The following is a 12,277-nucleotide window of genomic DNA, read 5'->3' on the forward strand; positions in this document are numbered from 1 at the left end:
CGACGGCCACGAGCGCGCATCCTGCCGCCCCGGATCGGGTGCCACGGGTGCTCCGCGGCGGCCCGGGATCGGGGAAACACCGCCGACACGGCCCGGACACCCCGCCGACACGCCGCCCGCGTAGCGTGCAGGGATGAGTGCAGAGCTGACGCTGGGCGCCGAGGAAGAGCTCCACCTCATCGACCTGCGGACAGGGCGGTTGTCCGCCAAGGCCCCCCAGCTCCTCCCGGGCCTGCCGCCCGACCGGTACGGCGCCGAGCTGCAGCGGACGACGATCGAGACGAACGTGCCGGTGGTGCGGGACCTCGCGGACCTCCGGACCGAGATCGTCCGCCTCCGGACGGACCTGACGGCGGCGATCGCCCCGCACGGGCTCGCGATCGGGAGCGTCGGGACGGCGCCGCGCTCGGAGTTCGCCGACTTCGAGCTGACGTCGACCGGCCGATACGGGCGCATGCAGGAGCAGTACCGGATGCTCGTCGACGAGCAGCTCATCTGCGGGCTGCAGATCCACGTCGGCGTGAGCGACCGCGACCTGGCGGTGCAGATCGCCCAGCGGGTCGCCCCCGCGCTGCCGGTGCTGCTCGCCCTGAGCGCGAGCAGCCCGTACTGGAACGGCCAGGACACCGGGTACGCGAGCATCCGCAGCATCATCTGGCAGCGCTGGCCCACCGCGGGTTCGTTCGGCCGGATGACGAGCGCGGCCGAGTACGACCGGATGCTGCAGGACCTCATCGCGAGCGGGGTGATCGCCGACTCCAAGATGGCGTACTTCGACGTCCGGCCGTCCTCGCACGCCCCGACGCTCGAGCTGCGGGTGTGCGACGCGACGCCGATCGTCGACGATGCCGTGCTCATCGCGGGCCTGTTCCGCGCCGCGGTCCGCCGCGCGGAGCAGGACATCGAGCGCGGTGACGAGTGGCGCCCCCGCCGGGAGCCCCTGCACCGGGCGGCGATGTGGCAGGCGGCCCGTGGCGGCCTCTCGGGCGAGCTCGTCGGGCTCGGCGAACACCCCGAGCGGCTCCCGGCCCACGTGGCGGTGCGGCAGCTCGTCGACCGCCTCCGTCCGCAGCTCGAGGAGCTCGGGGACTGGGGCATGGTCGGGGCGCTCGTCGAGGAGACGCTGGCCCGCGGCAACTCGGCGGACCGGCAGCGCACGGCGTACGCCGAGCGGGGGGAGCTCGACGACGTCGTCGACCTGGTGGTCCGCGAGTCCCGGAGCGATCCCGACGTCGGCGCCGACGAGCGCGCGGTCGCCATCCCCGGGTACCACGTGCGCGCGGGCGACGAGGCGGTCGGGCCGGGTGCCTCCCCGCGCCCGGTCTTCCGTGACCTCGCCGGGTACCTCCGTGGGTGGGACGGCGACGAGGCGCTCGCCCGGTGCGCCGCCCGCGACGCGTGGACGGAGCGGGAGCAGCTCGGGTTCGTCATCGGTGGTGCCCGTCAGCCGTTCCACTGCGACCTCGTCCCGCGCATCGTCAACCCGTACGAGTGGGGCCAGCTGCAGCGCGGGCTGACGCAACGGGCACGCGCGATCGAGGCGTTCCTCCAGGACGCGTACGGCGATCGGCGGATCGTCGCCGACGGTGTGCTGCGTGAGTCCGACGTCGTCGGCGCGGCCGGGTGGCGCGATGAGGCCACGCGGCTGCCGGCGGGCACGGTCCGGGCCGCGGTGCAGGGGTTCGACGTCGTCCGCAACGAGTTCGGCGGATGGCGGGTCCTCGAGGACAACGTCCGCTCACCGAGCGGCGTGGCGTACGCGCTCGCGGTGCGGCGGCTCATCGACGACGTCCTGCCGGACGCGCCTCGCCCGACGGGGCTCCGGGACCCGCGGAGCGTCCTGCCGCTGTTGCGCGCGACCCTGGCCGCCCCGGCACGCGCCCGCGGCGTCGCGGAGCCGACGCTCGCGGTGCTGACGAGCGGTCCGTCGAGCGAGGCCTGGTACGAGCACCACACCTTGGCGGACGAGGCGGGCATGCTGCTGCTCACCCCCGACGACGTCGCCGTCCGGGAGGCCCGGGTCGTCGAGCGATCGACCGGTCGCGTCGTCGACGCCCTTCTGATCCGCATCGACGGCGAGGTGGTCGACATGGCGAACGACGCCGACCCGGACCTCGGCGAGCACGTCCTCGCGGTCGCCGCCGCGGGGGACGTGTTCCTCGCGAACGGCCCGGGCAACGGTCTGGCCGACGACAAGTCGATGTACGTCTCGGTGCAGGACCTCATCTGGTACTACCTCGACGAGCGACCGTTGCTCGAGTCCGTGCCGACGTACCGGACGCGGGACGAGTCGGAGCGTCTCACCGTCCTCGAGCGCGTCGGCGAGCTCGTGACGAAGCCCGTCGACGGCGAGGGCGGCCGCGGTGTGCTCATCGGACCGAGCGCCACCGCGGAGGAGGTCGCCGACCGGCGGACCGCCATCGCCGCCGCTCCCGAGGCGTGGGTGGCGCAGGAGGTCGTCCAGCTGTCCTCGCACCCGACGCTCACGCCCGCCGGGCTCGAACCCCGGCACGTCGACCTCCGCGCGTTCGTGTACCTCACGGGGACCGGAGCGGACGAGGCGCGACTCGCCGACGTCGCGCTGACCCGGGTCGCGCCCGAGGGCAGCATGGTCGTCAACTCGTCCCGGGGCGGCGGAGCGAAGGACACGTGGATCGTGGGAGGGGACTGACATGTGCGGACTCGCGGGGGAGCTCCGCTCCGACGGCCGTCCCGCCGAGGTCGGCGTGCCGATGCGTGTCACTCACGCGGGACCGCATCCGGTTCGCGTCCACGCTGCCGGCGCGGACACCGACACGTCGCGACGGACGCTCGTGGCGACGATGGTCCGGTTCCTGGCCGACGTGCTCGGCGCCGGCTGACGCTGTGGCCGACCGCCGCCACCGGTGGTTGGCTGTGAGGGTCGGGTCGGGAGGCCCGGACCGCCGCACCCGGAGCGGGTGCGGCCGACACGACGACCGGGAGGACCAGCACGTGTTCGAGATCGCCGACCGGATCCTCGCCCGACTCGACGCAGGCGAGGCCGTCGCCGTCGCGACGGCCGTGGGCGTGGACGGGAGCGCGCCCCGCGGCGCCGGGACCTCGATGGCCGTCACCGTCGACGGCACCGTGATCGGGAGCATCTCCGGGGGCTGTGTCGAGGGCGCCGTCTACGAGATGTGCGAGCGGGTCCTCGCGTCCGGCGTCGCGGAACTCGAGTCCTTCGGCCACGACGACCACCCGTTCGCGGTCGGCCTGGCCTGCGGTGGACGGGTCGAGGTCCTCGCGACCCGCCTCACGCGCGACGACCTGGTCGCCGTCGACGCCCTGCGCCGAGCCGCGGCCGGGCGTCCTGCCCGCGTGACGCGGGTCCTCGAGGGTCCCCGGCTCGGAGCGATCGTGGCCCGGCCGGACGAGTGCTCGGACGTCCGGAGCGCCACCGAGCGCAACGAGCCGGCACCGCGCATGGTCGTCGTCGGCGCGGTCGAGTTCGCGGTCGCACTCACCAACGCGGCGTCGACCCTCGGCTACCGGGTGACGGTCTGCGACCCCCGCCCGGTGTTCGCGACCCCGGAACGGTTCCCCGCCGCGGCCGAGGTGGTGGTCGCCTGGCCGCCGACGTGGCTCGCGTGCGCCGGGCTGGACGCCGACACCGCGGTCGTGGTCGTGAGCCACGACGACCGGTTCGACGCCGAGGTCGTCGCGCTCGCCCTCGAGCGGGGCGCCGGGTACGTCGGGGCCATGGGATCGCGGCGCACGCACGAGCGGCGGATGCAGGAACTCGCCGGGCTGGGCGTGACGGACGTCGCACGACTGCGGTCGCCGATCGGCCTGGACCTCGGTGCGGAGACCCCGGAGGAGGTCGCCGTGTCGATCCTCGCCGAGGTGCTCGCAACGAGGAACGCCACCAGTGCGCGGCCGCTCCGGGAGCGCTCAGGGAACATCCACCCGGCGCGGGCGGCGTCCACCGCGTCCTGACCCGGTCGGCGTCAGGCCCGCGAGGGCAGCGCCCCGACGAGCTTGTCCGGCTGCACGGGCAGCGAGCGGATGCGGACACCGGTCGCGTGCCACACGGCGTTGGTGACGGCGGCTGCGGCCCCGACGATCCCGATCTCGCCGATCCCCTTGCCGCCCATCGGCGCGAGGTGGTCGTCGCGTTCGTCGAGCCACTCGACGTGCAGGTCCTCGACGTCGGCGTTCGCCGCCACGTGGTAGGTCGCCAGGTCGTGGTTGCCGTAGTCCCCGAGCACGGGATCGAGCAGGCCGTGCTCGTGCAGGGCCATCGACAGGCCCATGGTCATGCCGCCGACGAACTGCGATCGAGCGGTGCGGGGGTTCATGATCCGTCCCGCCGCGAACACCCCGACCATGCGGGGGACCACGACCTCACCCGAGTCCAGGTCGACCCGCGCCTCGACGAACTGCGCGCCGAACGCCTGACGGACGTACGGGCCCATGGCGGCGACGTCCTCGGTGGTGTCGACCACCACCTCCAGGCCCTCGGGCGGCACCGGCTGACCCTCGTCGAGCAGCGCGGTGAGGTGGCGGCACGCCTTCGTGACGGCCCACCCCCAGGACGCCGTGCCGGACGAGCCGCCCGCGACGGACGCGACGGGCAGGTCGCTGTCCGCGATGCTGATGTCGATCGCCTCGACGGGGACGTCCAGCGCGTCGGCGGCGATCTGCGCCATCACCGTGCGCGCGCCGGTGCCGATGTCCGTCGCGTTGACACCGATCGCGTAGCGTCCGCCGGGCAGCGCCGTCGCCCGGGCACCGCTCTGCTGGGCCATCGCGGGGTACGACGACGCAGCCACACCGGTGCCGACGAGCCATCGGCCTTCGCGTCGAACGCCGGGCCGTGGGTCGCGGCCGTCCCACCCGAACAGCTCGGCGCCCCGGCGCAGGCAGGCGACGAGGTTCCGGCTGCTGAAGGGCTGCCCGGACTCCGGGTCGACCTCCGGGTCGTTGCGCACGCGGAGCTCGACGGGGTCGATCCCCGCGGCGATCGCGAGTTCGTCCATCGCGGACTCGAGTGCGTACATGCCGGGGCACTCGCCCGGGGCCCGCATCCACCGCGGCGTCGGGACGTCGAGGCCTGCGAGGCGGTGCGTGACGAGCATGTTCGGAGCCCCGTACATGTGCCGGGTGACCTCGCCGGTCTGCTCCGCGAACTCCTGGATGCTCGACGTGTGCGAGTACGCCTGGTGCGACACCGCCGTCAGGTGGCCGTCGGTGTCGAGCCCGAGCCGCATGCGCGAGATCGTCGGCGTGCGGTAGCCCGCGATCGCGAACATCATCTGCCGCGTGTAGGCGATCTTGACGGGTCGACCCGTGGCCATCGTCGCCATCACGGCGAGCGGGACGTTCGGCCGTGGGGATCCCTTCGACCCGAACCCGCCGCCGACGTGTTCGGCCCGGACGCGTACGGACGAGGGGTCGAGCCCGAACAGCGAGACGATCGTCGACTGGTCGGGGCTCGTGCCCTGCGACGCGTCGACCACGTCCAACCGGCCGTCGTGCCAGTGCGCGGTGGTCGCGTGGGGTTCCATCGGGTTGTTGAAGAGCGCGGGCGTCCGGTACGTCGCGTCGATGCTCGTGGCCGCCGTGGCGAGGGCGGCGTCGACGTCCCCCTCGCTCGAGTCGGTGGCGAACCCCGCGTTCACCTGCTCGGGCGCGTAGAGCTTCGGGTGGTCCTCGGTGAGGACGACGTCCATGCCCTCCTCGGCGTACTCGGGCACGAACCGGGCTGCCGCCTCGCGGGCGGTCTCGAGGGTCTCGGCCACGACGAGGGCGACCACCTGGCCCCGGTACGCGATCCGGTCGGACTGCAGCACGAGCAACTCGGCGTCGTCCGACTCCTGCAGGCGCGGCGCGTCCTCGTGGGTGAGCACCGTGACCACGCCGGGCATGGCGCGGACCTCGTCGGCGTTCGTGGCGACGATCCGACCCGTCACGACGGAGGCCTGCACCGGCCAGGCGTAGAGGACGTCGTCCTCCGGCCCCTGCTCGAAGGCGTACCGCGCGATGCCGGTGGTCTTCTCCCGCCCCTCGAGGCGGGCGAGGGGAGCCCCGATCGCGGTCACGCCGCGGCCGCGCCGGTGTCCGCGGCGCGACCATTCGTCGGGCCGGCGGCGTCGTCGACGCCCGTGAGTTCGGCGAGGACGCCGACGACGAGCCGCCGCAGCAGCGGGACCTTGAACGCGTTCTGGTCGGTCGGGGTCGCGGCGGCCAGCTCGGCGTCGGCAGCCGCGGCGAACGCCGACAGGGTCACGGGGCCGCCCCGCAACGCGTCCTCGGCGGCGGAGGCGCGCCACGGCTTGTGCGACGCGGCACCGAACGCGATCCGGACGTCGCGGACGACGTCGCCGTCGACGTCGATCGCGGCCGCGACGGAGGCGAGTGCGAAGGCGTAGGACCGGCGGTCGCGGGCCTTGCGGTACGTCGAGTGGGCGGCGAACGGCAGCGCGGGGATCGTCACGGCGGTGATGACCGCGCCGACCGGCAGGTTCGTGTCACGCTCCGGCTCGTCGCCGGGGAGCCGGTAGAAGTCGCCGATCCGGAGCGAGGACGGCCCCTCCGTGGTCGTGAAGTGCACGGTCGCGTCGAGTGCGGTGAGCGCCACGGCCATGTCGCCGGGGTGCGTCGCGATGCACGAGTGGGACGTGCCGAGCACGGCGAGTTCGCGCGACAGGCCCTCGATCGCCGGACAGCCGGTCCCGGGCTCCCGCTTGTTGCACGGCTTGCTCACGTCGTTGAAGTACACGCACCGGGTCCGCTGGAGGAGGTTGCCGGCGGTGGTCGCCCGGTTCCGGAGCTGTCCGGACGCCCCGGCGAGGAGTGCGCGGCTCAACACCGGGAAGCGCGTACGGACGGCCGGATGCGCGGCGAGGTCGGCGTTGAGCACGCCCGCGCCGATGGTGAGCGAGCCGTCGGGCTCCTCCACGACGTCCGTCAGACCGAGGTGGGACACGTCGACCAGGCGATCGGGCCGCTCGACGCCGAGCTTCATGAGGTCGACCAGGTTCGTGCCGCCGGCGAGGGGCTTGGCCGTCGGCTCCGCCGCGAGTCGCCGGACCGCGTCGTCGACGTCCGTCGCGCGCTCGTACTCGAACGTCTTCATCGTGCAGCCCCTGTCGTCTCGTCACGCCGCTGCGTGCCGTCGGTGTCGTCGGTCTCGGTGTGCACGTGGACCGCGTCGGCGGCGTCGGCGTCGTGGACCGCGGCCACGATGTTGACGTACGCACCGCAGCGGCAGATGTTGCCGCTCATCCGTTCCCTGATCTCGGCGTCATCGAGGACGATCTCGTCGGCCGCGAGGTCGGTGGTGACGTGGCTCGGCATCCCCGCACGAGCCTCGCGGAGCGCGCCGATGGTCGAGCAGATCTGGCCCGGCGTGCAGTACCCGCACTGGTACGCGTCGCGCTCGAGGAAGGCCACCTGCACCGGATGGAGATCGTCACCGTCCGCGAGTCCCTCGATGGTCGTCACGGCGCTGCCCTCCGCCGCGACCGCGAGCACGAGACAGCTGTTCACGCGGCGGCCGTCGAGGAGCACCGTGCACGCGCCGCACTGGCCGTGGTCGCAGCCCTTCTTCGAGCCGATGAGGTCGAGCCGCTCGCGGAGCACGTCGAGCAACGACGTACGGTTGTCCACCACCAGCGGGCGGTCCTCGCCGTTGATCCGCAGCGTCACCGCCGTCGTGGGTACTGCATCCCGCACCGAAGCGTCCATGGGTGGAACGTACCCATGGTCGGCTGGTGTGTCCGGAGGCAGGAGCGTTCCTGTGGACGGAGTACCGTCGGCTCGTCCCTGAGGAGGAGTCCATGCGCCTGACCGAGCAGCAGCGGTCGTACCTCGACGCAGTGCGTGCCGCGTGCGCCGAGCTCGTCCCGGACGAGGAGGCCCGCCGCCGCCTGTCCCGCGACGACACCGCGCTCAACGCACCCGAGGCCTTCGCGCTGTTCGCCGACCGGGGTCTGCTCGGGGTGTCGCTGCCCGTGGCCGACGGTGGCGGCGGACGGACGTTCACCGAGGAGTGCCTGCTCCTGGAGGAGACGGCGCGCGCGGGCGTGCCGCTCACGGCCTACTCGACGGCGTTGACCGCCGCGCAGAGCTACCTCAAGTGGGGCGACGCCGACCAGCGCCGGACCATCGTGACCTCGATCGTCTCCGGGCATGCCGAGTCGGTCACGTTCACCGAGCCCGAGGCGGGGTCGGACCTGGCCGCGGCGACGACCCGCGCCTCCCGGGACGGCGACGACTGGGTGCTCGACGGCCGCAAGACGTGGATCTCGTTCGCGCACCTGGCGCGCCACCTGCTCGTGCTCGCCCGGACGGACGACAGCGGTGTCCGGCACGACGGGCTGACGCTGTTCATGGTCCCCGCCGACGCCCCGGGTGTGACGGTGCGCCCGATCGAGACGATGGGCGCCCACATGGTGAACGACGTGTTCCTGTCGGGCGTGCGCGTGCCGTCGTCCGCGGTGGTGGGGACACGCGGTGAGGCGTGGCGACACATCGGCCGCGGCCTGGCGGTCGAGCGCGTCATCATCGCCGCCATGAGCGTCGGGGCGGCCCAGCGGGCGCTCGACCAGCTCATCGCGCACGTCACGACGCGCGAGCAGTTCGGGGCGCCGCTGTCGCGGAAGCAGGCGGTGCGGCACCGCATCGCCGACCTCGCGTCCGACGTCGCGGTGTGTCGCGCGTACGCGTACGAGATCGCCGACCGTGTCGACGCGGGCGAGGAGGACCGGCTCAACACCGAGGCGTCGATGGCGAAGCTGCGCGCCACCGAGACGTACAAGCACACGACGCTCGAGGCCGTGCAGCTCATGGGTGGATCCGGGTACGGCTCGGCCGCGGGCATGGAGCAGCAGCTGCGGACCGCGGTCGCCACGACGATCTACGGCGGCGCGAACGAGGTGCAGCGCGAGATCATCGGGCGCGGGCTTGGGCTCTGACCCGCGTCTCCGCGGCCGGCACGGGCCCTTGACCCGGGATCGGCGCTCGTCCTCGCCGTCCACAGGGCGGGCCTCGGTCGCGCGGTCCACAGGCCCGACCGGGAGGCCCGGAGCGGCTCCGCCACACGGCCAGGCTCGGTCCCATGACCGATCAGAACGCACTCGAAACGCTCCGTGACCGCCCCGTCCAGACCGACGCGGACGTGCTCGCCCTCGTCCGGGCGCTGCTCCTGCCCGTCGTCCGCCGACAGTGCTGGCTGTTGTTCCTGGGCGAGGACGCCGTGCCGGTGCAGGTGCTCGTGCCCATCGACGACCTCCCCGCCGCTCCCGAGCCCGACGGCGTGGCGCAGTTCGCGCAGGCCATGGGCGAGATCGTGCCCGACGTCGGCGCCACCCAGGTGATCGTGGCGTGGGAACGGCCCGGCTCATCCGCACCCCGCGATCGCGACCGGGCGTGGGCCGAGGCCGTCACGGTCGCCTTCGCTCGAGCCGCGGTGCCGCTGCGCGCGCAGGTGCTCGTGTCCGACGACGGCGTGGCGCTCCTCCCGGCACTCGGCGCGGTCGCGGCATGACACCCCCGGTGGCGGCAGGATCCCTGCGGCTGCAGGCTGCAGGCTGCCGGGTGGCGGGAGGCGCCTCCCGGGCGGCGCGAGTAGACGGGGGCACATGGCCAGCACCCGCCCGAAGGGCCTGGTCCCGGTGGTCCCGGGACCCGGTCAGGAGTCCGTCTGGGACTACCCGCGCCCACCGCGGGTCGAGTCGACCGCCGAACACGTCGTGGTCCGGCTCGGCGGCGTCGTCGTCGCCGACACGCGGGATGCCGTCCGCGTGCTCGAGACGAGCCATCCACCCGTGTACTACCTCCCGCTGTCCGGGTTCGCCCCCGGCGCCCTCACCCCGGCGGAGGGCGTGAGCATGTGTGAGTTCAAGGGCCGGGCCGGATACCTCGACCTGCACGGGGGCGGCCGGACGGTGCCACGCGCGGCCTGGCGCTACCCGAGTCCCTGGGCCGGGTACGAGGTCCTCGCCGACCGGGTCGCCGTCTACCCGGGGGCCGTGGACGACTGCGAGGTCGACGGGGAACGGGTGGAGCCACAGCCGGGCGACTTCTACGGCGGCTGGGTGACGTCCCGCGTGGTGGGCCCGTTCAAGGGGGCCCCGGGCACGCTCGGGTGGTGACCGCCGTGGGCTACTGCGGCGCGACCTCGGGGACGTCCTCGCCGGTCAGGCGTTCGACGATCTGCACGGCCCCGGGCCAGTACCGGGCGTAGTGGTCCGGGTCGGCGTTCACCTGCACGGCGTGTGCGGCCTGGGTCGGGGTCATCGTCTTCCAGCCCGGGATGCTCACGAGCTTCCGGAAGAACATCGTCGCTGCCGTGTACGGGTCCATGCGCTGGGCGTACGTCCCCCACGCGCCGTTGTCCCGCTGCTGGAACAGGCCCCTGCTGTCCGGACCGGCCGCGTCCCCGTGGTCGAGGTCCACGAGCCCGGACTCGCCCATCGCCGTCATCACCCCGACGGCCTGGGTGTGCGGGCCGATGCCGAGCGACTGAGCGGCCTCGATGACGTACGCGGCGTTGACGAGGCGGTCCTGACAGTAGCCCGCGACCGGACCCCGGGGGACCACCATGCCGCCGACGGTCTTCGCGGGGACCGCGGGGCACGTGATCGCCGTCGCCGTGGTCCCGGCACCGACGAGCCCGTGCAGGGAGTTCACCGCGATGACGACGAGCACCACGACCCCGATCGCCGCCGCGACGACGCCGGCGCCGAAGACCGAGACGACCCCGACGGCCACGCGACGTCCGAACCGGCCCGGGGCAGCGCTGGTGCGCCGCGGTCGTCGGCGCGCCCGGGTCGAGCGGCCCGTGGTCCGGCGACCGCCGGTCGCACCGGCGCGAGCCGTGCTGCCCTGTCCCGTGCTGCGCTGTCCCGTGCTGCGCTGTCCCGTGCTGCGCTGTCCTGTGCGGTCGAGCACGGCGTCGCGGACGGGGCTGGGCGCGGTCGGGATCACGGGGCGTGCGGACCTTCCGGGAGCGGACGCGACGGGGTTCGGTCGCGGGCGGACGGGCATGACAGTAAGTGATCCTCCCGTGCGTCACCCGAAGCGACATGCCCCCGTCCGGGGCGACGTCACGATCGACGGCGGGGCCCACGCGCCCGGTAGCGTTGCCCCGGGAGGCTCGATGGACGACGACGTGCGTGATCGCGCGCTGGGGTCGGTGCTCGCCGCCGCATGCGGTGACGCCCTCGGCGCCGGCTACGAGTTCGGACCGCCGCTCGCCCAGGACGCGCCCGTGCGCATGCGGGGTGGCGGACCCACGGGTACCGCGCCGGGGGAATGGACCGACGACACCGCGATGGGGATCCCCGTGCTCGAGGCCCTCGCGCGCGGCGATCGCCTCGACGACGCCCGGACGCTCGGACGCATCGTGGCGGAGTGGGCCGACTGGGCGCAGGACGCCCCCGACGCCGGTGTCCAGACCCGCGCGGTGTTCGCCGAGCTCGACGCCAACACCGAGGCCGCTGCCCGCGCCGCCGCACTCGCGGTGCACCAGGCGAACGGCCGGTCCGCTGGCAACGGGTCGCTCATGCGGACCGGGCCCGTCGCGCTCGCGTACCTCGGAGACGGCACGAAGCGGGGACTCGCCGCGGCGGCCCGACGGGTCTCGGAACTGACGCACCACGAGGACGACGCCGGTGACGCCTGCGTGCTCTGGACGGCCGCGATCCGCCGCGCGGTCCGGAAGGGCCACGTCGACGTCCGGACGGGGATCCCGCTCCTGCCGCGGGCACGCCGCGCCCGGTGGCTCGCGCTCCTCGATGAGGCCGAGCAGTCGAACCCGGCGGACTTCGCCGACCGGAACGGCTGGGTCGTGGCGGCGCTCCAGGGGGCCGTCTCCGCCGTCACCCGCGGCAGCGACCTCGTCGACGTCCTCGAGCGCGCGGTCCGGGGCGGGAACGACACCGACACCGTCGCGGCGATCGCGGGCAGCCTCGCCGGCGCCCGGTACGGGGCGGGCGCCCTGCCCGATGAGTGGCTCGCGGTGGTGCACGGCTGGCCCGGCAAGCGCATCGACTGGCTCCGGACCCTGACCGCGCGGGCGCTCGCGACCACGCACTGACCGGCTCCCGGGGGACTCGGTGGACCGGTTCCGGTCGTCGTCCGGTGCCCGCTGCCGGGCCCTGCGACGGTGCCGGCGCGCGGGGTACGGGTCTCGTCCGCCGATCGTCCGACCACTGCCGGAACCCCACGCGCTATGGACGAGCTGTGAGCGGCAGGGTAGGGTCGCACCACCCGAACACGACCCCCGACCCGAAACGGGAGGTTCTGCCCA

At 74.0% G+C, this 12,277-nt stretch carries 11 protein-coding genes; 7 read left to right on the top strand and 4 right to left on the bottom strand.

Features of this window, described 5'->3' with window-relative positions:
- The first annotated feature begins 133 nt into the window (after positions 1 to 133).
- The 3 genes from DEI81_RS00505 to DEI81_RS00515 all read left to right on the top strand — a co-directional run bounded on the left by DEI81_RS00505 (position 134) and on the right by DEI81_RS00515 (position 3,957).
- Complete coding sequence (locus DEI81_RS00505) at positions 134 to 2,671, top strand: carboxylate--amine ligase/circularly permuted type 2 ATP-grasp protein (RefSeq protein WP_111008558.1); 2,538 nt, start codon at positions 134 to 136, stop codon at positions 2,669 to 2,671.
- Between the two features lies 1 nt (position 2,672).
- Positions 2,673 to 2,861, top strand: coding sequence for a hypothetical protein (locus tag DEI81_RS00510; RefSeq protein WP_111008559.1), 189 nt, complete (start codon positions 2,673 to 2,675; stop codon positions 2,859 to 2,861).
- Between the two features lie 112 nt (positions 2,862 to 2,973).
- Positions 2,974 to 3,957: an XdhC family protein gene (locus DEI81_RS00515; RefSeq protein ID WP_258368386.1), complete on the top strand. Its 984-nt coding sequence runs from the start codon at positions 2,974 to 2,976 to the stop codon at positions 3,955 to 3,957.
- A gap of 11 nt (positions 3,958 to 3,968) precedes the next feature.
- Here DEI81_RS00515 and DEI81_RS00520 read toward each other — a convergent pair whose 3' ends face one another.
- Genes DEI81_RS00520 through DEI81_RS00530 form a run of 3 tightly spaced genes read right to left on the bottom strand, consistent with a single transcriptional unit; the run spans position 3,969 to position 7,710 of the window.
- Positions 3,969 to 6,062, bottom strand: coding sequence for a xanthine dehydrogenase family protein molybdopterin-binding subunit (locus tag DEI81_RS00520; protein WP_111008560.1), 2,094 nt, complete (start codon positions 6,060 to 6,062; stop codon positions 3,969 to 3,971).
- Positions 6,059 to 7,099 carry a xanthine dehydrogenase family protein subunit M gene (locus tag DEI81_RS00525; protein WP_111008561.1) on the bottom strand — a complete coding sequence of 347 codons (1,041 nt, stop codon included), beginning with the start codon at positions 7,097 to 7,099 and terminating at the stop codon, positions 6,059 to 6,061. The genes DEI81_RS00520 and DEI81_RS00525 overlap by 4 nt, the downstream gene beginning before the upstream one ends.
- Positions 7,096 to 7,710 (bottom strand): 2Fe-2S iron-sulfur cluster-binding protein, encoded by a 615-nt coding sequence (locus DEI81_RS00530; RefSeq protein WP_111008562.1) that lies wholly within the window; start codon positions 7,708 to 7,710, stop codon positions 7,096 to 7,098. The genes DEI81_RS00525 and DEI81_RS00530 overlap by 4 nt, the downstream gene beginning before the upstream one ends.
- Before the next feature lie 92 nt (positions 7,711 to 7,802).
- On the opposite strand from DEI81_RS00530, the gene DEI81_RS00535 reads away from it, so the two are divergent.
- The 3 genes from DEI81_RS00535 (at position 7,803) to DEI81_RS00545 (ending at position 10,118) form a co-directional block, all read left to right on the top strand.
- The gene (locus tag DEI81_RS00535; protein ID WP_111008563.1) at positions 7,803 to 8,939 is read left to right on the top strand and encodes an acyl-CoA dehydrogenase family protein; all 1,137 of its coding nucleotides are present in this window, start codon (positions 7,803 to 7,805) and stop codon (positions 8,937 to 8,939) included.
- A gap of 143 nt (positions 8,940 to 9,082) precedes the next feature.
- Complete coding sequence (locus DEI81_RS00540) at positions 9,083 to 9,511, top strand: hypothetical protein (protein ID WP_111008564.1); 429 nt, start codon at positions 9,083 to 9,085, stop codon at positions 9,509 to 9,511.
- A gap of 94 nt (positions 9,512 to 9,605) precedes the next feature.
- A complete protein-coding gene (locus DEI81_RS00545; RefSeq protein WP_111008565.1) occupies positions 9,606 to 10,118 on the top strand; it encodes a DUF427 domain-containing protein in 513 nt (170 codons plus the stop codon).
- A 10-nt stretch (positions 10,119 to 10,128) separates the two neighbouring features.
- Here the strand turns inward: DEI81_RS00545 and DEI81_RS00550 are convergent, their stop codons facing one another.
- Positions 10,129 to 10,737, bottom strand: coding sequence for a hypothetical protein (locus DEI81_RS00550; RefSeq protein ID WP_146243973.1), 609 nt, complete (start codon positions 10,735 to 10,737; stop codon positions 10,129 to 10,131).
- Between the two features lie 388 nt (positions 10,738 to 11,125).
- Between DEI81_RS00550 and DEI81_RS00555 the strand changes: the two genes are divergently transcribed.
- On the top strand, positions 11,126 to 12,064 hold the full coding sequence (locus tag DEI81_RS00555; protein WP_111008567.1) for an ADP-ribosylglycohydrolase family protein: 939 nt from the start codon (positions 11,126 to 11,128) through the stop codon (positions 12,062 to 12,064).
- The last annotated feature ends 213 nt before the right edge of the window (positions 12,065 to 12,277 follow it).

Source organism: Curtobacterium sp. MCBD17_013 (assembly GCF_003234565.1).
Lineage (GTDB): Bacteria > Actinomycetota > Actinomycetes > Actinomycetales > Microbacteriaceae > Curtobacterium.